We start from the raw sequence: 24,066 nt of genomic DNA, 5'->3' as shown, positions 1-24,066 counted from the left end.
AGCTGGTGTCGCGGCCCGCGGCTCTGTCGTTACCGAGGTGTTACGCGGTCAGTCAGGCAGACTTCCTGCTGTCCCGCGGATGTACGGCGATGTTCATGGCTCCGGAGCGCAGGACCGCAAGCCTCTCGGCGAGCACTTCCTCCAGCTCCTCGCGTGTGCGCCGCTCCATGAGCATGTCCCAGTGCGTGCGCGCAGGCTTGCCCTTCTTCTCCTCGGGGCCATCCCCGTCCACCAGGAGTGCCATGGCGCCGCACGCCTTGCACTCCCACTCCGGCGGAATTTCCGCCTCTACCGAGAACGGCATCTCAAATCGATGTCCGTTCTGGCATGCGTACTCCACCGCCTGGCGCGGGGCCAGATCGATGCCGCGGTCCGTCTCGTAGCTGGTAACCACGAGTCGCGTGCCGCGGAGAGCTCGCTCACTCATGAATCGTGCCTCCCGGGCTTGTCGCCCACAGGACAGGTGTCGCTGTCGTCGTCATCCGGTCAACGTCCGGTCGGCGGTAAAGATTCCCGTTGCCGGTCATGCGTCGCCCGTCGTGCCGCTGCTTTTTCAGGTTTCCCAGGGTTTCAAGTACCCAGCAATGCCCGGTTTGTCACATCTGGCGGAAGTTGTAACCCAACAGTTTGGCTTCTTCCGCTCGCAGTAACGGTCCTCCGGGCAGGCCAAAGGCGTACACTACCGGCCTTTCACTTCAACGTCTAAATCCGTTCCGGAACGGGATTGCCCGCGGCCGCCACGGCCCGCCGGACCGGCACCCTCGCGAGCAGCACGGAACCGACCACGAAGAAGATCACCAACGAGATGATCGCATCCCGGTAGCTGCCGGTCAGCTGATATGCGAGCCCGAACACCAGCGGTCCCAGCCAGCTCAGTCCGCGGTCGCTCATCTCGTACGCGGAGAAGTACTCGGCCTCCTTGCCGCGCGGCACCAGATGGGAGAAGAGCGAGCGCGACAGCGCCTGGCTGCCGCCCAGCACCAGGCCGATCGCCGACGCCAGTGCATAGAAGAAGACCGGTGCTCCGGCGGGGAGGAAATAACCGGCGACGAGAATCAGCGTCCAGACGACGAGCGAACCGAGGATCGTGCGCTTCGCGCCGTACACCCGTGCCAGTCGGCCCATCCCCAGCGCTCCGGCCACCGCGAGCACCTGCACCAGCAGCACCGCCGTGATCAGGGTCGTCTGGTCGAGGCCCAGCTCCTCCGAGCCGTACACCGATGCCTGGGAGATCACCGTCTGCACGCCGTCGTTGTAGACGAGGTACGCCAGCAGGAAGGAGAGCGTCAGGGGATGGCGGCGCATGTCGCGCAGGGTGGCCATCAGCTGCCGCCAGCCCGAACCGACCGCGCCCTCGCCGCTCGCCGTCACGTGCCGGTCGCGCAGCCGGCGCAGCGGCACGAGCGTGAAGGCGCCCCACCAGAGACCGGCCGACGCGAGACAGATCCGTACCGAGTCGGACTGGGAGAGGCCGAAGGAGTCGTGGCCCGTGTACAGGACCAGGTTCAGCACCAGGACGAGCGCACCCGAGGTGTAGCCGAAGGCCCAGCCGCGCGAGGAGACCGCGTCCCGCTCCTCCGGCCCGGCGATCTGCGGCAGATACGCGTTGTAGAGCACCATCGACACCGAGATTGCGGCGTTCGCCACGATCAGCAGGAACGCGCCCAGCAGATAGCGCTGACCGTCCAGGAAGAACATGCCGGTGGTCGCGGCGGCCCCGGTGTAGGCGGCGGCCGCGAGCAGCGGTTTCTTGCGCCCCGTGCGGTCCGCGGCGGCGCCCACGATCGGCATCAGGATCACCGCGACCACGACGGACATGGACACCGCGTAGGCGAACAGCGACCCGGCGCGGACCGGAATGCCGAGCGGGTGCACGAAGCCGTCGGCGTCGGCGGACGCCTTGGCTATCGAGGTGAGATAGGGGCCGATGAAGACGGTCAGGACGCTCGTCGAGTAGACGGAGCAGGCGAAGTCGTAGAAATACCAGCCGCGTTGTTCGTGTCTGCGGCTCGCGGCATCGGCGGAATCCGCTGTCGGTTCCGTCGGCTCAGCGGTTTCCGCGGTCTCGGCGCTCAACCCGCACCCCCTCGTCTCTCCCCGTGAAGACCTCGCACGGCCGGCGTCAGGCCCAGGCCCCCCGCTCGCTCAACACCGTGCGCAGCGTCTCGATGTGATCGGTCATGATGCCATCCACGCCGAGATCGAGGAGCGCTGCCATCCGCTCCGGTTCGTTCACGGTCCAGACGTGCACCTGGAGCCCGCGCGCGTGTGCCTCGCGCACGAAGCGCCGGTCGACCACCCGGACACCGTTCTGGCTCTCCGGCACCTGTGCGCACACCGCGCCCGCCCGCAGCGCCGCCGGTATTCCGTACGAGCGCAGCCGCAGGCCCAGCACGCCCCGGACGCCGTAGGAGGTGGCGAGCCGGGGGCCCGCCAGGCGGTGGGCCCTGGCGACCCGGGCCTCCGAGAACGAGCCGACGCACACCCGGTCCCAGGCGTCCGCGCGGCGGATCAGTTCGACCAGCGGGACCAGCGCGGACCCGGCCTTGATGTCGACGTTCCAGCGGGCCTCGGGGAACGTCTCCAGCAGCTCATCGAACAGCGGCAGCGGCTCCCGGCCCACCACCCTGGCCCGCCGCACCTCGCTCCAGGGCAGCTCGGCTATCCGGCCGCGGGCGTCCGTCACCCGGTCCAGGGTGGCGTCGTGGAAGGCCACCAAGCGGCCGTCCGAGGTGGTGTGCACATCGGTCTCGAAGTAGCGGTACCCGGCGTCGGCGGCCCGGCGGAACGCGGCCGTGGTGTTCTCGATCCCGTCCACCGCACCGCCTCGGTGGGCGAAGGGGATCGTCGAGGGATGGTCCAGATAGGGGTGGCGTACGGAGGTCACTGCGGAAGTATGGCCTGCTCCGGTGTCCGTGCGGTGACGGCGGTGTCGCCATTGTCCGGCGTGGGCGCGACAGTGCCCTCCTCATGGGCCCGGGTCTCCTCGTGGGCCCGGGTCTCCGCGTCGGGCCCGGTCTTCGTGTCGGCTCCGGCCCCCGCGGCCGCTTTCCCGCCGACCGCGAAGAAGCGCAGGAAGAACTGGGCGAGCGGGCCGATGGCCAGGGCGTACACGACCGTGCCCGCCCCGAGCGTGCCGCCGAGCAGGAAGCCGGTCGCCACGACCGCCACCTCTATCAGCGTCCGCACCAGCCGGATGGAGCGGCCGGTGCGCAGATGCAGTCCGGTCATGAGCCCGTCACGGGGTCCCGGGCCGAACCGCGCCGCGATGTACAGCCCGGTGGCGACGCCGTTGACGACGACTCCCGCGACCATCACGGCTATCTGCGCGGCGAGGCCGTGCACGTCGGATATGAGCGCGAGCGTGCCGTCCATGGCGATGCCGACGGCGAAGACATTGGAGACGGTGCCCAGGCCCGGACGCTGCCTGATCGGGATCCACAGCAGCAGGACGGCGGCGCCGACGACGATCGAGACGACTCCGATGGACAGACCGGTGCGCTCGGCGAGCCCCTGATGCAGCACGCCCCAGGGTTCGAGCCCCAGACCGGCGCGGACCAGGAGCGCCGAGCTGGCCCCGTACAGCGCGAGACCGACGTACAGCTGGATCAGCCGACGGGTGAGGTGCGCCCCGCGAGGGGCGGCGGCGGTGGACAAGAGGTGCCCCCTGGTGTGGTCGTAGTGGACTGCCGCATGTCACTCTGTGGCAGGGGATTGGCTGCCAACTATGGCCAATCCGAGGAAGGTGGACTGATTTTCATGGCTCAGTGGACTTCGGCAGTGGGCGCGGCGCAGCTCGCCCGGCAGCTCCAGGCCCAACAGTCCCGGCCCGCCGGACCGGGCGCCCGCAGGCCGCCCGCCTATCGTGCGCTGGCCGACGGGATCCGGCTGCTCGTCCTCGAAGGCCGGGTGCCCGTCGCCGCCAGGCTCCCCGCCGAACGCGAACTGGCGCTCGCCCTGTCCGTCAGCCGCACCACCGTCGCCGCCGCGTACGAGGCGCTGCGGACCGAGGGATTCCTGGAGTCCCGCCGGGGTGCCGGCAGCTGGACCGCCGTGCCCGCCGGGAACCCGCTGCCCGCACGCGGTCTGGAGCCGCTGCCGCCGGAGTCCCTCGGCTCGATGATCGACCTGGGCTGCGCCTCGCTGCCCGCCCCCGAACCGTGGCTGACCCGGGCGGTCCAGGGCGCCATCGAGGAGCTCGCGCCGTACGCCCACACCCATGGCGACTACCCGGCCGGTCTGCCCGCGCTGCGGCAGATGATCGCCGACCGCTACACCGGGCGCGGCATCCCGACCATGCCCGAACAGATCATGGTCACCACGGGTGCGATGGGTGCGATCGACGCGATCTGCCACCTCTTCGCGGGCCGCGGCGAGCGGATCGCGGTGGAGTCCCCGAGCTATGCCAACATCCTGCAGCTGATGCGCGAGGCGGGTGCCCGGCTGGTGCCGGTGGCGATGGAGGAGGGGCTCGGCGGCTGGGACATGAACCGGTGGCGGCAGGTGCTGCGGGACGCGGCGCCGCGGCTCGCCTATGTCGTCGCCGACTTCCACAACCCCACCGGCGCGCTGGCCGACGAGGACCGGCGGCGCGCCCTGGTGGACGCGGCCCGCTCCGCAGGCACGGTTCTGGTCGTCGACGAGACCATGAACGAGCTCTGCCTCGACGCCGATGTGCGGATGCCCCGCCGGGTCTGCGCCTTCGACCCGGCGGGCTCCACCGTGATCACCGTCGGATCGGCGAGCAAGGCCTTCTGGGCGGGCATGCGGATCGGCTGGGTGCGCGCCGCCCCGGACGTGATCCGCAGCCTGGTGGCCGCCCGCGCCTACGCCGACATGGGCACGCCCGTGCTCGAACAGCTCGCCGTGAACTGGCTGATGCGCACCGGCGGCTGGGAGGAGGCCGTGCAGGTCCGGCGGGAACAGGCGCGGGAGAACCGGGACGCGCTCGTGGCCGCGGTCCGCCGGGAGCTGCCCGACTGGGAGTTCTCCGTTCCGCGCGGCGGCCTGACGCTCTGGGTGCGGACCGGCGGCCTCTCCGGCTCCCGGCTGGCGGTGGCCGGGGAGCGGGTCGGGGTACGCGTTCCGTCCGGTCCCCGGTTCGGGGTCGACGGCGCCTTCGAGGGGTACGTACGGCTGCCGTTCACGGTCTCGGGGCCGGTCGCGGACGAGGCGGCGGCACGGCTCGCGGCGGCGGCGCAGCTGGTCGGGTCGGGGGCGGGCGCGGGCGTCGAGGCGCCGCGGACGTTCGTCGCCTGACCGCACCCCTGTGTCCGGTCAGTCGGTGACGGCCATGCCCTCGACGGCCACGGCCACGGTGCGCGGCAGCACCGGCTCGGGGACGCCCGCTCCGGCCGGCACGGCCGCCTCGACGACCGGCACCTGCCGCTCGGGGAGCAGACCGAGGACCGCCTGCCGCTGCGTCTCGCCGGTCGCCTCGTCGTACGGATCGGGCGTGGCCGGGACCTGGAGCCGGAGCACCGCGCCGGTGCCGAGCCGCGCGTATCCGCGGCCGGGCGGGACATCGGCGGCCGGGGTGGTGTGCGGCTCGGTACCGAGCACCGACTCCACCTGCTCGCGGGAGCAGAGGCCGAGCACGACCCGGGCCCTGCAGTGCGTCCGTACGGTCTCGCCGAGGGTGTCCAGGCTGTCGAACTGATCGGTCAGGACCACGGTGACGCCGGCGGCCCTGCCGTGCCGCAGCGGCCCCTGGAGCAGTTCCTGCGGATCGGGCCTGCCGTCGGCGGTGGCCAGATGGCCGAGGACACTCGGCCGGTCCAGCAGGATCCAGAGCGGGCGCTTGATGTCGTCGGGCACGGGGTGGCCGACCTGCCGGGCCCGGTTCGCGGCGGTCAGCCGCCGTTCCGTCTCGTGGGCCGCCCATTCCAGGGTCGCCAGTGCGCCGGCCAGCCCGCACTCCACGCTCAGTACGCCGTCCCGCCCGGTCAGACAGGCGTATTCGCCGGTTCCGCTGCCTTCGACGATCAGGATGTCGCCGTGCTGGAGCGCCTGCAGGGCGATGGAGCGCATCAGGGTCGTGGTGCCGCTGCCGGGCTGCCCGACCACCAGCAGATGCGGCTCGGTGGAGCGGGCGCCGGTCCGCCAGACGACCGGAGGGGCGTCGCGGGTCGTGTCGCCGTCGTGCACCGGAACCGTGCGCTGCACCGCGTCGCCGTCGGTGAAGCCCAGTACGGTCTCGCCGGGGGCGGTGACGAAACGCTGGGCGCCGATCGAGGTGGGCAGGGCGCCGAGGACGTTCATGACGAGCTGGTTGCCCTCCTCGTCCCAGGCGAAGCGGTATTCGCGGCCGCGGCCGGACTTGGCGTGCAGCAGCCGTTCGATCCGGGCACGGGAGGCGGCCTCGCTGTCGGTGAAATAGGCGGGGTACGTCACCTGGAGGCGGGTCAGCCTCCCGTCGCCGTCGAACTCGTAACCGCTGAAGGCCTTCTCCCAGTCGCCGCCGTGGGAGAACAGCGGACCGGGGTCGTCGGCCACGGAGAAGTACGGCACGAGCGCCTCGTACAGGGACCGCAGCCGCGCGGTCTCCGCCTCGTCGGGACCGGTCTTCACGGGGGTCCGCTCCCGCCCCGCCCAGGCGGCGGCGCCCATCACCGTGACGAGGGCGATCAGCCCCCCGTACGGCATGAGCGCGAACGCGAGTACGCAGGCCGCGACGAGGAACAGCGTGGGGCCACGCCTGTCCTTGGGCGTCGCGGCCCACTTCTGCCGTCCGGCTCCGGCCAGCAGCCGCAGACCACGAGTGATCGTGATCAGCGGATGGAGGACGTCCGTGGCGTTGTCGGCGGCCGTGCGCGCGAACTCGCGACTGCGAGTGATCGAGGCGCTGCCGCTGCTCAGAATGCGGGGGAGTGGTCGCCGGGCCACGTCGGTCTCCTGAAGGGGTGGGAGCGGTCGCGGAGGGTCAGAACTTGATCCCGCCCAGGAGGCCGGCGAGACTCGCGCCCCCCGCGGTGATGCTCGGTGCGATGGCGGTGCCTGCCAGATAGAAGCCGAACAGGGCGGTGACGAGGGCGTGCGAGGCCTTGAGGCCGTCCTTCCTGAAGAACAGGAAGACGATGATGCCGAGGATGACGACGCCTGACATGGACAGGATCATGAGTGGTTCTCCTGGTTGGGGGGACGGTCACCATGAGTCCTTCCAGGTTCACCGGAAGTATCTATACGATAAAAGCTGCATTTGGGTGAAAAGTCGTTATTTTCACTTGAATGGCCGACCGAGTGGTCCCGGTGGGCCGGAACTTTCGGTGTCGCGCACTGTTCCGCCGAACCATTCGTGATCCTTTGCCACGGGTGGGCCGGGTCATGTGCCCGGTCGGGCAGTACCCTGTCGGTTCACTCGTACGGCCCCCACGGCGTACGTCCCGGCAGGTCGACAGTGGTGAAACCGGTTACTGGAAGGCGGTCCGTCCGATGAGCGAAACCCCCGATCCCGAGGTGGTCGAGCTGGCGACGAAGGTCTTCGACCTCGCCCGCCGCGGTGAGACCGACGCGCTCGCCGCGTACGTCGACGCGGGCGTCCCCGCGAACCTCACCAACGACCGGGGCGATTCGCTGCTGATGCTCGCCGCCTACCACGGGCACGCCGCCGCCGTCACGGCCCTCGTCGGCCGGGGCGCCGACCCGGACCGGGCCAACGACCGCGGGCAGACGCCGCTCGCCGGAGCCGTCTTCAAGGGCGAGGACGCGGTGATCGAGGCGCTGCTCTCCGCGGGCGCCGATCCGGCCGCCGGAACACCCTCCGCCCTCGACACGGCTCGCATGTTCGGCAAGGCCGACCTGCTGGAACTCTTCGGCTCCCGCTGACCGGGTGCGCCGTAAATGTGGTCGCGGTGGCGAAATGGCTGGGTCATCATGACGTCGCGGGCCCGGTTCCGGGCCACCGACGAGAGGCAGAGGAAGATGGTCTACACCAAGCAGAAGACGGCGGTCGGCCGATCATGTTGCTGCGCGGCGTAGTGCCCACCCGGCACTTGGAACTGCACAGTCCCGGTTGCGTCGACAGCTTGATGTGAGGCTTTTTCCATGTTTGATCCGTTCATAGCGCCGAGCGGCACCCTGCTCGGCCTGCTGCAGAGGGGCCGTGGCGACGGCACGCTCCACGCGCTCGCCGCACCACGCCCCGAGGCCCTGGCGGCTCTCAACCACTGCGTCCTGAGCGATCCGCGTCACGACTGGCAGGTGGAGAACCGCTCCCTCTACTACGCACGCCTGTACCTCGACCTCGACGGCGGCATCGAAGAGATCGAGCGTCACCTGTGCGATCCCGACGACCACCTCGACACCGACGACTCGCGCACCGGGCTGGCCCTCGCCGTGCTCGGCCACCTCGCCTCGTACGGACGCGACGACGCCCTGGCCCTGCTGCGGCGGTACGCCGCGACCGGCGCCAACTGGGCCTGGGCCCTCGACGAGCTCGCCCTGCGCGACGACGACGCGGGACTCCGCGCCCTCGCCGTACCCGTGCTCGGCCGGTTCCCGGCCACCGAGGAGGGCGCCGCCGAGCTGGCCGCCGCCGTACGGGACGCCTACGAACCCCGCCCCTGGCGGCTCTGGGCGGACGACCCGCGCGACACGGTCGGCGCCAGGGTCAGGGCCGCCTCGGAACAGGGCTCCTTCGACCGCTGGCAGCGCCAGATGCGGCCCGGCGGCCCCCGTCCGGGCTGGAGCGTCCAGGCGGTCTTCGACTGGGCCCAGCAGGGACTCGAACGCGGCAGCACCCTCCATGTGCCGGCCGCCCGCTGCCTCACCGCCGTCGCGGGCCCCGAGGACCGGCCCACGATCATCGAGGCCGCCCGCAGCGGCCCGGAGGGCGCACGCTGTGCCGCGCTGCACTACCTGGCGGAGGCCAGGGACCCGGCCGTGCTCGACCTGATCGAGACCGGAGCGGTCAGCGTCTCGCGCACCGTCGCCGACGCGTCCGTCGCCGCCTTCGAGCGGATGTGCGGCGACGCTGCGGTGGAGCGCGCCAGGCGCTGGGCCCGACGGCCCGACGCGCTCGGCGCCTCCGCGGCCGGTGTGCTCGCCTGCCGGGGCGGCGCCCAGGACGCCTCACTGGTCCTCGGAGCGCTCCGCGAGGCCGTACGGGGCGACGGACCGGACGCACCACGTCTGTGGACCCTCGTCGACGGCGCGGGGCGGCTGGGCATCGTCTGTGCCGCTCCCGTGCTGCGGCACGTCTACCGGGAGACGTCCTCGTCGCATCTGCGCGGCCGGGCGGCCCGCGCACTGGCCGCCACCGATCCCTCCTTCGCCACCGGATTCGCCGTCGAGTGCCTGTGGGACTGCGAGGAGACCACCCGCGAGGTCGCCGCCCTCCACGCGGAGACCGGGGACATCAGGGTGGCCGAGCGGCTCCGCCGCCTCGCCGCGGACCCGGCCGAGGAGGCCGAGGTGCAGACGGCGGTACGCAGCCGGATCGGGCCCGACACCCCGGCGGCCTGACCGAGTACGCACGCGACGCGCGTCGGGGGGCGCGCGGCGTGAAACGGGTAGCCCCATCCGAACGGAAGACCCTCGCGGCGCGCCCGGCTCAAACGCTCACGGGACGTTCCCCGGGCGGAAAGATCCAAGTCGGCCCGGTCACGCCCGGCGTGGCGACAACACGGATATGCGTGTCGTCATCGTCACCGAATCCTTCCCGCCCGATGTCAACGGCGTGGCCCACTGCACCCTCCAGACGGCCCGGCATCTCGCCGGCCGCGGCCACGAACCGCTCGTCATCGCCCCGGCCACCGCCGGCGCGACGACCACGTCCCGTCCGGACCTCCCCGACGCCTTCGAGGCCGACGCCCCCTGCCCCGTGGTGCGCGTTTCCTCCCTCCCCCTGCCCGGCTATCCCCAGGTCCGGGTCGCACTGCCGAGCCGGCGGCTGACCGCCGCCCTCACCGCCCACCGCGCCCAACTCGTCGATCTGGCGGGACCGTTCGTGCTCGGCGCACGGGGCATGGCAGCCGCCGCCAGGCTCGGCCTGCCGGCCGTGGCCGTCTACCAGACCGATCTGGCCGGCTACGCACGCACGTACCTCGGCACCGGCGAGAACACCGCCTGGCGCCGGATGCGCGCCGTGCACGGCGCCGCCGACCGCACCCTCGCCCCGTCCACCGCCGCCCTGCGCGACCTCACCGACCACGGCGTGCCCCGGGTGCGGCTGTGGCCACGGGGTGTCGACACCACCCGGTTCCGGCCCGGACTGCGGGACGAGGCATTGCGTCGCCGGCTCGCGCCCGGCGGGGAGCGGATCGTCGGGTACGTCGGCCGGGGGCCTCCCGGCGGGGGCGGCCGGGCGCGCGGCCGACCGCCTCAACGCGCGCAGCGCCCACGCGTACACCCGGATCGTGTGCACCACGCAATGGGCGGAGCGGGAGTTCCTGCGCATCGGCGCCCGCAACGTGGTGCGGGCCCCGCTCGGCGTGGACCTGCGACGCTGCCGCCCGCAGCGCCGCAGTACGGTGCTGCGCGCCAGGCACCTGCACGGCCGCGACGTGCTGATCCTGCTGTGCTCGCGGCTCTCGGTCGAGAAACGCCCCGGCCGGGCCCTGGAGACCCTCGCCGAGTTGCGGCGTCGAGGGGTGCGGGCGGCGCTGGTCGTCGCGGGCGACGGACCGCTGCGCGCGGGGCTGGAGACCCGAGCACGGGCACGGCGGCTGCCGGTCGAATTCCTGGGCCATGTGCGCGACCGGGAGACCCTGGCGGATCTGCAGGCGGCGGCCGACATCTGCCTGGCGCCCGGACCCGCCGAGACGTTCGGTCTGTCGGCCCTGGAGGCACTGGCCTGCGGCACCCCGGTGGTGGCGAGCGCGAGCTCCGCGCTGCCGGAGGTGATCGGTGGTGCCGGCGTCGCGGCCGAGGACACCGGCGAGGCCTTTGCCGCCGCCGTACGCGAGCTGCTCGGGCGCCCGCCGGACGAGCGCCGCGCCGCGGCCAGGCAACGGGCGGAACTCTTCGGTTGGGACCGCTCGGTGGCCGCGTTCCTGGCCGCCCACGAGGTGCCGGACCGGGGCGGGATCACGGGGGTGCGGGCATGAACGGGGGTGCGGGTTACGAAGGGCGCGTCGGAGCCGTGCGGCGCCGCGGAACCACGCGCTGGGGGACCACGTACTCCGGAACCCTGCGCCGCGCGACCGTCTGGCCCGTGCCCGGTGCGGTTCGCCGCGCTCGGGGACTCGTTCACCGAAGGCGTCGGCGACCCCGTCCCCGGTGGTTTGCGGGGCCAGGGCCTGTCCGGGGCGGCGTTGCTCGCGGAAGGGGCCGCGGACGGACGGCGGGGCGTGGAGTTCCGCAACTTCGCCGTCAGCGGTGCGCGGTCCAAGGACGTCCGGGACCGGCAGGCCGCTGCCGCGGCGGCGTTCCGGCCCCGCCTCGCCTCCGTCGTCGTCGGCGTCAACGACACCCTGCGCCGTACCTTCGACATCGTGCTCCTCGCGCGGCGCCTCGACGAGGTCTGCGCGCTGCTGACCGGGGGCGGAGCCGTGCTCCTGACCGCCTGTCTGCCCGACCCCGGCGCCGTGCTCGCGCTCCCCGCGCCGCTGGGCAGACCGCTGGCCCGGCGGCAGGCCGCGGTGAACGCCGTGGTCCACGCGCTGTCCGACCGCTACGACGCCGTTCATCTGCACATGGCGGACCGGGCCCGGGTCGGCGACCGCTCGCTGTGGAGCTCTGACCGGCTCCATCCGGCCGAACGCGGTCACCGGACGGTCGCGGCGGGCTTCCACGCGCTGCTGGCCGCCCGAGGACTGGCCCCCGGCGCCGCACCGGGGCTCGAACCCCGGCAGCCGCCCCGAGCCGCCTCGACGCATGGTGCCGACTGGCCACCGCCGGCACCGGCTGGCTGGCCCGCAGAAGCACCGATCTGCTGCCCCGGCTGCTGTGCCTGGCCGGAGGGGAGCTGCGGCACCGGGCCTGCGGCACGGGCGCCCGCCTCGACCGACGCGCCGAGACGTCCCTGCGGAGCGCGCTGGCCGCAGTACAGCCGACCGGTGCCCCGGGAGCGGGGGAGCGGGCCGTGCCGTCCGGGCCGTTGTCCGCGCCGCGGGTCAGTATGGAGGGATGACCGGACGCTGGGAGTTCTGGATCGACCGGGGCGGGACGTTCACCGATGTCGTGGGCCGGGATCCCGGCGGGCACCTGGTCACCCGCAAGCTGCTCTCCCACGACCCGGACCGCTACCGCGACGCCGCCGTGGCCGGAATCCGGGCGCTGCTCGGCCTCGGCCCCACCGACCCGGTCCCCGCCGACCGGGTCGCCGCGGTGCGGATCGGCACGACCGTCGCCACCAACGCCCTGCTGGAGCGGCGCGGCGAGCCGACCGTCCTGGTCATCACGGAAGGCTTCCGGGACGCCCTGCGCATCGCCTACCAGAACCGGCCACGGCTCTTCGACCGCCGCATCCTGCTGCCCGAGGCCGTGTACGAGCGGGTGATCGAGGTCCCCGAGCGGATCGACGCCCGCGGCCGGGTCGTCAGACCACTGGACCGGGAAGCGGTCACCGAGCGGCTGAGGGCCGCCCGCGCCGACGGACTGCGCAGCGCGGCCGTCGTCCTGATGCACGGCTACCGCCACCCCGCACACGAGCGCGCCGTGGCTGCCGCGGCCCGGGAGGCGGGCTTCACCCAGGTCAGCTGCTCGCACGAGGTGAGCCCGCTGATCAAGCTCGTCCCACGCGGCGACACCACCGTCGTCGACGCCTATCTCTCACCGATCCTGCGCCGGTACGTCGACGAGATCGCCGGTGAACTCGTCGGCATCCGGCTGATGTTCATGCAGTCCAACGGCGGGCTGCGCGAGGCCTCCCACTTCCGGGGCAAGGACGCGGTGCTCTCCGGCCCGGCCGGTGGCGTGGTCGGCATGGCCCGCACCTCCGAACAGGCCGGATTCGGCCGGGTCATCGGCTTCGACATGGGCGGAACGTCCACCGACGTGTCCCACTACGCGGGCGAGTTCGAGCGCGAGCTCGGCACCCAGGTCGCCGGAGTGCGGATGCGCGCCCCGATGATGAGCATCCACACCGTCGCGGCCGGCGGCGGTTCCGTCCTGCACTTCGACGGCCGGCGGTACCGCGTCGGCCCCGACTCGGCGGGCGCGATCCCCGGCCCGGCCTGCTACCGCCGCGGCGGCCCGCTGACCGTCACCGACGCCAATGTGATGCTCGGCCGGATCCAGCCCGCGCACTTCCCGGCCGTCTTCGGACCGGACGGAGACCTCCCGCTCGACGCGGACCTGGTCCGCGAACGCTTCGACGCGCTCGCCGAGAACGTGAGGCGCGCCACCGGAACACGGCGCACGGCCGCCGAGACCGCCGCCGGGTTCCTGGAGATCGCCGTGCTCAACATGGCGAACGCGGTCAAGAAGATCTCCGTGCAGCGCGGGCACGACATCACCCGCTACGCCCTGACCGGCTTCGGCGGCGCCGGTGGACAGCACGTCTGCGCCGTCGCCGACTCCCTGGGCATCGACACGGTCCTCGTACCGCCGCTCGCGGGCGTGCTGTCCGCGTACGGCATCGGCCTCGCCGACGCCACCGCGATGCGCGAACAGTCCGTGGAGGCGGAACTGAACGAGGCGACCCGGACCGCGGTGGGCGAACTCTGCGACGAACTGGCCGCCCGGACCCGCGCCGAACTGCGCGCCGACGCCGTCCCCGACAGCGCGATCAGCACGCACGCCCGGGTGCTGCTCCGCTACGCCGGTACGGATTCGAGCCTGCCCGTCGGCCTGGACACCGCACCCGCCATGGCCGAGGCGTTCACCGCCGAGCACCGCGCACGCTACGCGTTCACCATGGACAAACCCCTGGTCGTCGAAGCGGTCTCGGTCGAGGCGACCGGCACGGCGGGCCGGCACCAGCCACGCCCGGCCGACCGCACGCCCCGCACCGGCGCGAAGCCCCGACCGCGCGACACCGTGCGGATGTTCGCCGAGGGCCGATGGCGGGACACCCCGCTCCACCGCCGCGAGGAACTGCGTCCCGAGGACACCGTGACCGGCCCCGCCGTGATCGCCGAGGCGGACGCCACCACCGTCGTCGACCCGGGCTGGCAGGCCGCTCTCGCCGACACCGGCCACCTGCTGCTCACCAGGGTCCGCCCACGCCCGGACCGCACGGCCGTCGGCACCCGGGTCGACCCCGTCATGCTGGAGGTCTTCAACAACCTCTTCATGTCGATCGCCGAGCAGATGGGGGTGCGCCTGGAGAACACGGCACACTCCGTCAACATCAAGGAGCGCCTCGACTTCTCCTGCGCGCTCTTCGACGCGGACGGCAATCTGATCGCCAACGCCCCGCACATCCCCGTCCACCTCGGCTCGATGGGGGAGTCCATCAAGGAGGTGCTGCGGCGCAACGGCGGCACGATGCGTCCCGGCGACGCGTACGCCATCAACGATCCGTACCACGGCGGAACCCACCTGCCCGATGTGACCGTGGTGACGCCGGTGTTCGACGAGGCCGACGGCGAACGGCCGGAGCTGCGCTTCCTCGTGGCCTCACGCGGACACCACGCCGAGATCGGCGGCATCACTCCCGGTTCCATGCCCGCCTTCAGCCGCACCATCCACGAGGAAGGGGTGCTGTTCGACAACTGGCTGCTGGTACGCGACGGCAGCTTCCGCGAGGACCAGACGCGCGAGCTGCTCACCACCGCCGCGTACCCCTCCCGCGACCCGGAGGCCAACCTCGCCGACCTGCGCGCACAGATCGCCGCCAACGAGAAGGGCATCACCGAACTCCGGCGCATGGTCGAACAGTTCGGGCCCGACGCCGTCGCCGCGTACATGGGGCACGTGCAGGACAACGCCGAGGAGTCCGTGCGCCGGATCATCGCCGGGCTCCACGACGGCGCCTACCGCTACGAGACCGACAACGGCGCGGTCATCGAGGTCGCCCTCACCGTGGACCGGGCCGCCCGCTCCGCGGTCGTCGACTTCACCGGCACCTCGCCGCAGCAGCCGGGCAATTTCAACGCGCCGAAATCCGTGGTCATGGCGGCCGTGCTGTACGTCTTCCGGACCCTGGTCGCCGAAGACATCCCCCTCAACAGCGGCTGCCTCAAGCCCCTGGAGGTCCGGATCCCGGAAGGTTCCATGCTGGCCCCCGTCCACCCGGCGGCCACCGTCGCGGGAAACGTGGAGACGTCCCAGGCCGTCACCGGCGCCCTGTACGCGGCCCTCGGCATCCAGGCCGAGGGTTCGGGCACCATGAACAACCTCACCTTCGGCAACGAACGGGTCCAGTACTACGAGACGGTGGCGAGCGGCTCGGGCGCGGGCGACGGCTTCGACGGCGCCGACGCCGTGCAGACCCATATGACCAACTCCCGGCTCACCGACCCCGAAGTCCTCGAATGGCGCTACCCCGTCCTGCTGGAGAGCTTCCGGGTGCGCGAGGGCAGCGGGGGCGGCGGACGCCGGCACGGCGGCTGCGGGGTGGAGCGGCGGATCCGTTTCCTGGAACCCGTCACCGTGGCACTGCTCTCCGGCCACCGCCGGGTCCGGCCGTACGGCATGGCGGGCGGGGAACCCGGCGCACTGGGCGACCAGCACATCGAGCACCCGGACGACCGGGCGGACACACCGCTGCGCGGCTGCGACACGGCCGAGCTGGAGCCGGGCGACGTACTGGTGCTGCGCACACCGGGCGGCGGGGGCTACGGAACCCCGGAGCAGGGCCCCGACGACGGTACGGAACGCACCGGGGAACGGCTGTGACGCCACTGCCGGCCGACCCCGGGCCGGGGGTCGCTTCTGCGCCGTTTCGACCGTTGTCTGTGTGAGGACCTAATCTGTGCAGCGTGACTTCGCCTGCCTACACGGACAACGCTGCGCCCCAGCTCAGCGCGGGGCCGCGGCCCGCCCCGGGCCCGGCCGCCGACGAGGGGCTCTCGCGGCGGCTGCGCGCGCTCGCCTGCACGGCGCCGCTGCACGACCTCGATGTGCGCAAGGCGAATCTGGCCGGTGAGTACACCGTCTACGCGATGGCCGAGGTCGCCCTCGCCGCGATCGATCTCGTCACCCTCAACATGGACTTCGACACGGGTGCCGACCACGACCAGATAGTGACCAGACTGCTTCCCCGCGTCGCCGCCCAGGCCCCGCGCCGCCCCCTGGCCGAGCACGAGCGCGTCGCGCGCTGGGTGCTGGAGAACCTGATCAATGTCGGCAGCGTGGACCGCGGATTCCGCGCGGTGTACGGCACGTTCGGCCCCGACGGGGTGTACGTCCGCCGGGACTACGACTTCAAGCTGATCGAAGAGGTCCCGGGATACGGCGGCACCGTCTACCTCCGGGCCACCGACGAAGCGGTCAACGTCCTGGTGGGCGCCCTCGACACGGACGTCACCAGCGCCCAGATCGCCGCCGAGGTGAAGCTGGAGGTCCTCATCAGCCGGGGCCGCCTCGCGGACGCGCAGCTCGCCGCCGAGCAGGCCCGCTACCGCACCGTGCAGTACGCGGAGACCCTCCGCAAGACGCTGGAGGCCACCCGGCGCAACGTCCGCGCCGTCGACTGGCTCAACGCGGTGCCCGACATGATCGCCGAAGCGCTGGACCACGTCGCCGACCGCTACCGCCACGAGAACGCGATCCTCACCAACATCCGCAAGGCGCGCGACGAGGCGGAGGAGCCCGAGCACAAGCGCCGCGCCGCCGAGCTCGTCGACATCGTCAAGGACTGCATCCGCCGTCACACCCAGCTGCAGTCCCGACTGCTGGAAGCCGGACCGCTGTTCCGCGCCGAACAGGACCGGCAGGCCTTCGCCACCCCCACGGCCCGCACCGGCCTCGATCTGTACGGCCAGCTGGTCGCCCCGCTGCTGCCGCTCCCCGTCGAACGCGCGATCCGGGTCACCGACGCCTTCTTCGCCCACGGCACCGGGCTGCGCACCCCCACCTCGGTACGGGTGGGCGACCTCGTCGACATGCTGCTCACCCCGCCCCTGGAGCGGGAACACCTGGGCGCCGAGATGCCCGAGCCCGACCTGATCGCCACCCCCGACGACAGCAGGTTCAGCGAGGAGCAGCTCGCGAGCGCCATGGAGCTCCTGGACCTGGAACACGACGCCCCGCGGCGCCTGTCCGGACTCCTCACCGAGGCCCGGCGCCGCGATCCCGAACTGCCCTACCTGGTCGCCCTGCTCGCGGTGCACGCGGCGAGCCCGCCGGTCGGCACCGCCTACCGGCAGGGAGAGCGGCGACTGCTGTTCTCCGTCGACGACGGTACGCAGCTCGACGACCCCGAGTTCGGCGGCGCCGACCTGATCGTGGGCACGGCCCTGCTGGACGCGGCCGGAATGGCCGCGGACCGCACGGAGGCGTCATGACCGGCACGGTACGCGCGGCACGGCGCACACCGACCCGGCCGGCCCCCGCGGACCAGGGGCGTCCGCGGCCCGCCGGCACCCGCGCCACGGGCACGGACCGGACGCCGCCGCCCGGCACGGACACCGCGAGAACGGACCGGACGCCGACACCCGGACCGGACACCGCGAGAGCCGGCGCCGTCCACACCGTACCGAAGAGTTTCCGCAGCAAGGAGCGACAGTCGTGAGCGACCACCGCGCACAGCACCCCGACGCGTGGGGCGAGCCGAGCGCCGCGTACGCGACCGAGGGCGCGGGACCCGCCGAGCCGGTGGGCCCCGCGGCCACCGCGTCCGTCACCCCGGCCGACGCGGCCGACGCCGCCCGGCTCGTCGCCTTCGGCCTCCAGCCCAAGCTGCTGCCCGCACGCGACGCCGAATACGCCGAACTGCTCCGCCGCTACCGCGAGGAGCCCGCCTTCGCGCGACTCGCCGACGCCGTGGCGACCGGACTCGGCCTGGTCGTCCTGGAGGTGTCCACCCGCGCGGGCATGGCCGTGACCGCCGGTGAGGACTCGGTCTTCGCCGTCCGCATGGGCGACTACGCCCGCCGCGCCTCGTCCGACTCCGCCGACCGCTTCCTGCACGGGCTGGCGCACCTCGCCGTCGCCGCGATGGCCTTCCCCCGCCCCGAGGACCTCGCCGACGACGCGTACATCGGCCGGATCACGGTCAACGGCGTCGACTCGTTCGTACGCCAGGCGTGCCACCGCCTGGAGGAGCGCGCCGAGGAGCACGGGGACAACACGGACCCGGCCACCGACGCCCCCGGACTCGAAGCGGCCTGGCGGATCTACGCCCGGCGCAGCTCCACCGGCGCCACGAAGGACGCCCGGCGACTGGCCGGCTCCACCACCGGCATCGTCGGCAAGGCCGTCGCCTTCCTCACCGACTCCGGCTTCCTCCAGCGCACCGGGGACGACGCCGGGGGTGCCTTCCGCACCACCGCCCGCTACCAGCTCCAGGTCCGCGACATGGCCGGCAGCGCCGCCATGGCCGAACTGCTGGAACTCGGCGTCGTACCGGTCACCGACGGCACGGCGACACTGCTGCCGCCGCCCGACCCCGACGACCTGGAACTGGCCGCCGACGCGGGTCTGCCCTTCCACGCCTGACCGGCCCGCCCCACCACCGCCGTCTCCCTCCCGCTGCCTGAACGACGAGAGTCCGCCGCCATGTACGAGCTGTCCCGGGTCCGCCTCTACTCCATCGGACCTGCCGGCGCACGCTACGCCGACACCGTGCTCGACCTGCGCGGAGTGGGCAAGCCCGTGCCCGACCCCGCGCCGGCCCAGGCGGAGTTCTTCGAGGAGGAACCGGTCGGTCCGCCGCGCCGCCCGGCCCCCGCCGGTGTGCTCTTCCTGGAGAACGGCGGCGGCAAGTCGGTGCTGCTGAAGCTGATCTTCTCGGTGATGCTGCCCGGCCACCGCAACACCCTCGGCGGCGCCAGCTCGGGCGTGCTGCGCAAGTTCCTGCTCGCCGACGACTGCGGGCACGTCGCCCTGGAGTGGCAGCACACCCTCACCGGCGAGTGCGTGGTCGTCGGCAAGGTCAGCGAATGGCGTGGCCGGCAGGTCTCCAACGACCCGCGGAAGTTCGCCGAGGCCTGGTACTCCTTCCGGCCCGGACCCGGCCTCAGCCTGGACTCCCTGCCGGTCGCCGAGGCAACCTCCGTGCGCAGGCCCGTCGAAGGCGTTTCCGGCGCGCAGGGCAGACGGCGCACGATGAAGGGATTCCGCGACGCCCTCACCGAGGCGGGCAAGTTCTACCAGCACCTCGATGTGCACTGGGAAGAGATCCACGACCGCTGGAACGAGCACCTCGGAGACCTCGGACTCGACCCCGAACTCTTCCGCTACCAGCGCGAGATGAACGCCGACGAGGGCGAGGCGGCGGGGCTCTTCGCGGTCAAGAAGGACTCCGACTTCACCGACCTGCTGCTCCGCGCCGTCACCGACACCCGGGACACCGACGGTCTCGCCGACCTGGTGAGCGGCTTCGGGAACAAGCTGGGCCGCCGCGCCGAACTGACCGCCGAGCGCGACTTCACCGCGGGCTCGGTCGACCTCCTCGGCCGGATCGTGGAGGCAGCCGGCACCCGTTCCCGCGCCCGGGACATCCACGCGGGCGCCGAGCGCCGCACCCGCACGCTCGCCCGCAGGCTCTCCGCCCGCGCCGGGCAGGAACGCGGCCGGACCGCCGAGCTGGCCCAGCAGGTGACGGGCGCCGCGCACACCGTCACCACGGCCGAACAGGCGCGCAGCCGCAGCGCACTGATCGCCGCCGAACTGGCCTACCGGCACGCCTCCCTGGCCCTGACCGCGGCCGAGAAGGGCGCCGCCGCCCAACGCCGCGAACTGGGCGACGCCCGCACCCTGCACTCCGCCTGGCAGGCCGCCGAGGCGGTACTGCGCCACCGCGCCGCCGCCGACCGCTCCGCACGGGTGGCCGTCGCCATCCGCGAGGCCGAGCGGGACGCCGCGCCCGCGCTCGCCGCCCGCGCCGAGGCCGCCGCCGACCTCGTCCGGGCGCTGCACGCCGCCGCCGAGGCCGGCGAGACCCTCGCCAACGAGGAGGAGGAGCGCTCCGACACCCTCCAGAGCGCGGGCGAGGCCGCCCACCGGGACGCCACCACCGCCGCCACCGAGGCCCAGCGCGCCCGCAGCGAGGCCGGACATCTGCGCCAGCGCCTCGCCGAGGTCGAGCAGGAGACGGCACAGGCGGTACGGGCCGGCTGGCTCGACGACACCGCACCGGACGCCGACCCGGCGCGCGCCGCCCTCGCCGCCAGTGACGCCGAGACGTCCGCCGTCGCCGCGTGGGACACCGCCAGGGAGGACGCCCGCTCGGCCGCCGACGTGGCCAGGGACGCCGCGGCCGCCGAGAGCCGCGCCGAACTGGCGGCGGCCCGCGCCTCCGATGCCGCACAGGCCGCGGAACAGTCCTACGAGGCCGAGCTCAGGGCCGCCGAGTCGATCGCCGCCGACCACCGGCTGGCCGACCTGCTGGGTCTGCCCGCCTCCCACGGCACCGGCGTGCCCCGGCCCCGCCGGGGCGTGGCCGGAACGGACGCGGACCCGGACGCCCCGCACGGCGCGGACGGCACCGACACCGGCCCGGCCCCCACCGACCGACGGCCCGGCGCCGCGGAGGCGACCGGCCGGCCGGTCGAGGCGGGCCAGTCCACCCAGGCGGCGCAGGGCACCCACACCGCCACGGCCGAACACGCCACCGCCCACGAACAGCCGCTCACCGCCCAGGAGCTCGACCGCAGCGCCGACGAACTGCGGGAGCTCCTCGACCAGTCCATCGCCTCCGCCGAACGCCGCCTCTTCCAACTGCGCACCGCGGCCGCCGACGACTCCCGCATCCTCGGCGCACTCGGCGACGGCGGACTGCTGCCGCCCGGACCCGACGTCCTCGCCACCGTCGAGTACCTCGGCGAACACGGCATCCCCGCCCTGCCGGGCTGGCGCTACCTCGCCCAGGCGGTCGACCCCGCCGACCACGCGGCCGTCCTCGCCGCCCGTCCCGAACTCGTCGACGGCGTGGTCATCACCGACCCCGACTCGCACGCCCGCGCCCGCGACGTCCTGAGCGGCGCCGCGCTGCTGCCGCGCTCCGCGGTCGCCGTCGGCACCGCCGCCGCGCTGCTCGCCCCCGTCCCGGCCGCCGGCACGGGCTCGGCGGCGAGCACGGAAGGGGTCTTCCTCGTCCCGCCGAACCCGGCGATGCACGACGAGCACGCGGCCGACGAGGAGCGGCAGGCCCTGAGGAGCAGGACCACGGCCCGTGACGAGGACATCCGCACCCTCGCGGGCCGCCTCACCGCCGACCGTTCCCTCGCCGCACGCATCGGCTCCTGGCGGACCGACTGCCCGCCCGGCATGCTCGCCGAACTCGCCGAGGCCGCCCGCACCGCCCGCACGGCCGCGGAGACCGCCGAGGCCGAGCTCGCCGAAGCCCGTACGGTGCGTGCCGAGGCGGACGAGGCCGCCTCGGACACCGCCCGCGTCCGGGACGAGCGCCAGGAGGCCGCCCAGCGAGCCCGCCGCGCTGCCGACGCCCTCGCGGGCCTCGCGTACCGGCTCCGCGAACGAGCGGGCTGGCAGGCGAAACTCCGCGAACTCGTCGACGAGGCAGCCGAGTCCGAAGCCCGTGCCACCGTCTGCCTGGAGCGGGCCCGCGCCGCCGACGAGGACCGCAGGGCCGCCCAGCGCGCCGCCGACGACGCCCGGCGCACCGCCCGAGCCCTGCGCGCCGAACGAGCGGAGATCGCAGGCGCCCCCGAGCAGCTCCCGGAGCCCGGGGACGACACCCCGCGCCCCGCGCTGCCCGCGCTGCGTGAGGCGTACCGGGCCGCGTCCCAGCTGTACGAGAAGGTCGGCGTCGGCGCCGACCTGCGCGCCGAGCAGGCCCGAGCGGAGAGCGACGAGAGCGCCGCCCTCGCCGAACTGGACCGGCTCACCAACAAGGTCCGCACCCGCGCCGCCCAGCTCCTCGAAGGCACCGACGGCGCGGACGGCCCCTCTCGGCAGGCGGCCGCCGCCCGTGCCGAGTCCCTGGTCCAGCTCCTGGAGACCAGGGCTTCCACGGCGAGCGAGCAGCTGGGCCGGCTCCGCGGCGAGGCCGAGCGCCTGGCCCCGGTCGACGGCGAGTCCCACCACACCGAACTCCCCGACGAGCTGGTCCCCGCCGACGCCGACCAGGCTCAGGCCCGCCTGCGTACCGCCACGGCCGAGCTGGCCTCCGCCACCGCGACCCTGGACACCGCCCGCGCCGCCCACGCCGAGCTGCTGCACGCCCACCGCACCGCCGAGGACTCGGCAGGCGGCTTCGACGAGACAGCGGCACTCCTGCGCGACCTGCTCAGGGACCACGGCCCGGACGAGGACACCGAGGCCCCCGAGCCGTACCCCGGCAGCCTCGACGAGGCCCGGCAGTCGGCCGCCGAGGCCCGCCGCTCACTGCGCGGCTGCGCCGCCGACCTGTCCGCCGCCGAGAGCGCCGTACGGGAAGCGAGCGACGTCCTCGTACGGCACGCCAACTCCACGCGCTACGAACAGGTCCGCACCCCCGCCCGTCAGCAGATCCGCGAGCTGCCCGCCGCGGCGCTGCCCGAGCACGCCGAGAAGTGGGCCGCCGCCTTCGCGCCCCGGCTCCGTGTACTCACCGACGAGCTGGCCCAGTTGGAACGCAACCGCGACTCCATCGTCGACCGGCTCCGCGGCCTCGTGGAGTCCGCCCTCACCACCCTCCGCTCCGCCCAGCGCCTCTCCCGGCTCCCCGAAGGACTGGGGGAGTGGTCCGGTCAGGAATTCCTCCGGATCCGCTTCGAGGAACCCGACCAGGCGACGCTCACCGAGCGGCTCGGCGAGGTCGTCGACGAGGCGACCCGCGCCGCGCTGAAGAAGAACTCCGATCTGCGCAGGGACGGCATGTCCCTGCTGCTGCGAGGTGTGCAGGCGGCGCTGGAGCCCAAGGGCATCGCCGTGGAGATCCTCAAGCCGGACGCGGTGCTCCGCGCCGAGCGCGTCCCGGTCGGGCAGATGGGCGACGTCTTCTCCGGCGGTCAGCTGCTCACCGCCGCCATCGCCCTGTACTGCACGATGGCCGCGCTGCGCAGCAACGACCGGGGCCGTGACCGGCACCAGCACCGGCACGCGGGCACCCTCTTCCTGGACAACCCCATCGGCCGCGCCAACGCCACCTATCTGCTGGAGCTCCAGCGCGCGGTGTCGGACGCCCTGGGCGTGCAGCTGCTGTACACGACCGGACTGTTCGACACCACGGCGCTCGCCGAATTCCCGCTGGTCATCCGGTTGCGCAATGACGCGGACCTGCGTGCCGGGCTGAAGTACATCAGCGTGGAGGAGCACCTGCGCCCCGGGCTGCCGCAGCAGGACCCGAACGGTGCGACGGTGCACGGCGAGATCACCGCCACCCGCATGTTCAAGCGCGCCACGGCACCCTCCGACACCGCTCAGGTCCCCGTTCCGGTTCCCTCCGACGAGTAGCGACCGGAGCGGGCGCGAGAACGCGGAGCGAGCAGGGACGGGAAGCAGGCGGGCAGCAGACGTGGGGACGGGGCCGGAGGACGGGCACGGTTGCCCCGACGGCGCTCAGGCCCGTGAGAGGCTTCCCGCGCCCCGGCGGCGTATCCGCGCGTCGTCCCGCTGCGCGGCCCGCGCCGCCCGCCGCGCTCTGCGTCGCTCACGGCGCAACTGCCGTGCCGAGCTGCTCGGCACCGAAACCACGCCGTTGCGCTGATTCCATACCTGCCGGGTGATCCAGACGTCCAGCACCGACCAGGTTGCGACCACAGTGCTGCCCACACTGCTCAGCACCATCGGAAAGGCCAGCCAGGACCCGGCCAGCGTGCACAGGAACGCCACCATGGCCTGGATGATCGTCAGCGACATGATGAGAACGGCACGCACCGCGGAGCCGCGGACCGGGTCCGGCATCCGCCGCCGTATCGCGGGTTCTTCCACCCACAGCTGCTGGCGCGGGATCTTCGCCCCGCTCACCGCCGAGCTCGCCGTCGCGACCGGTGCCGACAACACCACGCCCCGACGCTGTTCCGTTTCCAAGGACTCTCAACTCCCCACCGCTGTCCGACTTCAGGGTTGCTGCCCGGCATGCGCCGTTTCTACGCGGGCGGATCGGACCTTCCCGCCCCGTGGCGTCCGTCC

The 24,066-nt window shown here is 73.3% G+C and carries 15 protein-coding genes and 3 pseudogenes; 11 read left to right on the top strand and 7 right to left on the bottom strand.

What is annotated here, in order from left to right; translation table 11 throughout:
- Positions 1–52: 52 nt before the first annotated feature.
- From ACFVX4_RS36250 to ACFVX4_RS36235, 4 genes are all read right to left on the bottom strand, one after another.
- Positions 53–427 carry an RNA polymerase-binding protein RbpA gene (locus ACFVX4_RS36250; RefSeq protein WP_007262928.1) on the bottom strand — a complete coding sequence of 125 codons (375 nt, stop codon included), beginning with the start codon at positions 425–427 and terminating at the stop codon, positions 53–55.
- 275 nt (positions 428–702) lie between these two features.
- Positions 703–2,076 (bottom strand): MFS transporter, encoded by a 1,374-nt coding sequence (locus tag ACFVX4_RS36245; protein ID WP_389986042.1) that lies wholly within the window; start codon positions 2,074–2,076, stop codon positions 703–705.
- Between the two features lie 46 nt (positions 2,077–2,122).
- Entirely contained in the window at positions 2,123–2,887 is a 765-nt protein-coding gene (locus ACFVX4_RS36240) for a glycerophosphodiester phosphodiesterase (RefSeq protein WP_389986037.1), read from the bottom strand.
- Complete coding sequence (locus ACFVX4_RS36235) at positions 2,884–3,657, bottom strand: YitT family protein (RefSeq protein ID WP_389986034.1); 774 nt, start codon at positions 3,655–3,657, stop codon at positions 2,884–2,886. Before ACFVX4_RS36235 ends, ACFVX4_RS36240 begins: the two co-directional genes overlap by 4 nt.
- 102 nt (positions 3,658–3,759) lie before the next feature.
- On the opposite strand from ACFVX4_RS36235, the gene ACFVX4_RS36230 reads away from it, so the two are divergent.
- A complete protein-coding gene (locus ACFVX4_RS36230; RefSeq protein ID WP_389986031.1) occupies positions 3,760–5,259 on the top strand; it encodes a PLP-dependent aminotransferase family protein in 1,500 nt (499 codons plus the stop codon).
- A gap of 18 nt (positions 5,260–5,277) precedes the next feature.
- On the opposite strand, the gene ACFVX4_RS36225 is transcribed toward ACFVX4_RS36230, so the two are convergent.
- Both ACFVX4_RS36225 and ACFVX4_RS36220 read right to left on the bottom strand, forming a co-directional pair.
- Complete coding sequence (locus ACFVX4_RS36225; RefSeq protein ID WP_389986028.1) at positions 5,278–6,885, bottom strand: hypothetical protein; 1,608 nt, start codon at positions 6,883–6,885, stop codon at positions 5,278–5,280.
- A gap of 37 nt (positions 6,886–6,922) precedes the next feature.
- A complete protein-coding gene (locus ACFVX4_RS36220) occupies positions 6,923–7,117 on the bottom strand; it encodes a hypothetical protein (RefSeq protein WP_018103962.1) in 195 nt (64 codons plus the stop codon).
- A gap of 314 nt (positions 7,118–7,431) precedes the next feature.
- Between ACFVX4_RS36220 and ACFVX4_RS36215 the strand changes: the two genes are divergently transcribed.
- From ACFVX4_RS36215 to ACFVX4_RS36170, 10 genes and pseudogenes are all read left to right on the top strand, one after another.
- Entirely contained in the window at positions 7,432–7,824 is a 393-nt protein-coding gene (locus tag ACFVX4_RS36215) for an ankyrin repeat domain-containing protein (protein WP_072489348.1), read from the top strand.
- A gap of 219 nt (positions 7,825–8,043) precedes the next feature.
- On the top strand, positions 8,044–9,462 hold the full coding sequence (locus ACFVX4_RS36210; protein ID WP_389986025.1) for a HEAT repeat domain-containing protein: 1,419 nt from the start codon (positions 8,044–8,046) through the stop codon (positions 9,460–9,462).
- Positions 9,463–9,628: 166 nt separating this feature from the next.
- A pseudogene (locus ACFVX4_RS36205) lies at positions 9,629–10,288 on the top strand (glycosyltransferase); the annotation flags it as partial.
- A 7-nt stretch (positions 10,289–10,295) separates the two neighbouring features.
- Positions 10,296–11,045 (top strand): annotated as a pseudogene (locus tag ACFVX4_RS36200) (glycosyltransferase); the annotation flags it as partial.
- 114 nt (positions 11,046–11,159) lie between these two features.
- Positions 11,160–12,070, top strand: a pseudogene (locus tag ACFVX4_RS36195) (SGNH/GDSL hydrolase family protein).
- Positions 12,067–15,723 carry a hydantoinase B/oxoprolinase family protein gene (locus tag ACFVX4_RS36190; protein ID WP_389986022.1) on the top strand — a complete coding sequence of 1,219 codons (3,657 nt, stop codon included), beginning with the start codon at positions 12,067–12,069 and terminating at the stop codon, positions 15,721–15,723. Before ACFVX4_RS36195 ends, ACFVX4_RS36190 begins: the two are co-directional and overlap by 4 nt.
- Before the next feature lie 83 nt (positions 15,724–15,806).
- Positions 15,807–17,333 carry a hypothetical protein gene (locus ACFVX4_RS36185; RefSeq protein WP_389986019.1) on the top strand — a complete coding sequence of 509 codons (1,527 nt, stop codon included), beginning with the start codon at positions 15,807–15,809 and terminating at the stop codon, positions 17,331–17,333.
- The gene (locus ACFVX4_RS36180) at positions 17,330–17,560 is read left to right on the top strand and encodes a hypothetical protein (protein ID WP_389986016.1); all 231 of its coding nucleotides are present in this window, start codon (positions 17,330–17,332) and stop codon (positions 17,558–17,560) included. Before ACFVX4_RS36185 ends, ACFVX4_RS36180 begins: the two co-directional genes overlap by 4 nt.
- Positions 17,557–18,486 carry a hypothetical protein gene (locus ACFVX4_RS36175; protein WP_385338304.1) on the top strand — a complete coding sequence of 310 codons (930 nt, stop codon included), beginning with the start codon at positions 17,557–17,559 and terminating at the stop codon, positions 18,484–18,486. Before ACFVX4_RS36180 ends, ACFVX4_RS36175 begins: the two co-directional genes overlap by 4 nt.
- Before the next feature lie 60 nt (positions 18,487–18,546).
- On the top strand, positions 18,547–23,388 hold the full coding sequence (locus tag ACFVX4_RS36170) for a hypothetical protein (RefSeq protein ID WP_389986013.1): 4,842 nt from the start codon (positions 18,547–18,549) through the stop codon (positions 23,386–23,388).
- A 105-nt stretch (positions 23,389–23,493) separates the two neighbouring features.
- Here ACFVX4_RS36170 and ACFVX4_RS36165 read toward each other — a convergent pair whose 3' ends face one another.
- A complete protein-coding gene (locus tag ACFVX4_RS36165; RefSeq protein WP_389986045.1) occupies positions 23,494–23,934 on the bottom strand; it encodes a hypothetical protein in 441 nt (146 codons plus the stop codon).
- Between the last annotated feature and the right edge of the window lie 132 nt (positions 23,935–24,066).

This window comes from Streptomyces sp. NPDC058240 (assembly GCF_042882135.1).
In the GTDB taxonomy this organism is placed as follows: domain Bacteria; phylum Actinomycetota; class Actinomycetes; order Streptomycetales; family Streptomycetaceae; genus Streptomyces.
The sequence above is the reverse complement of the archived record's forward strand: the minus strand, read 5'-3'. Positions and strand labels throughout refer to the sequence as shown.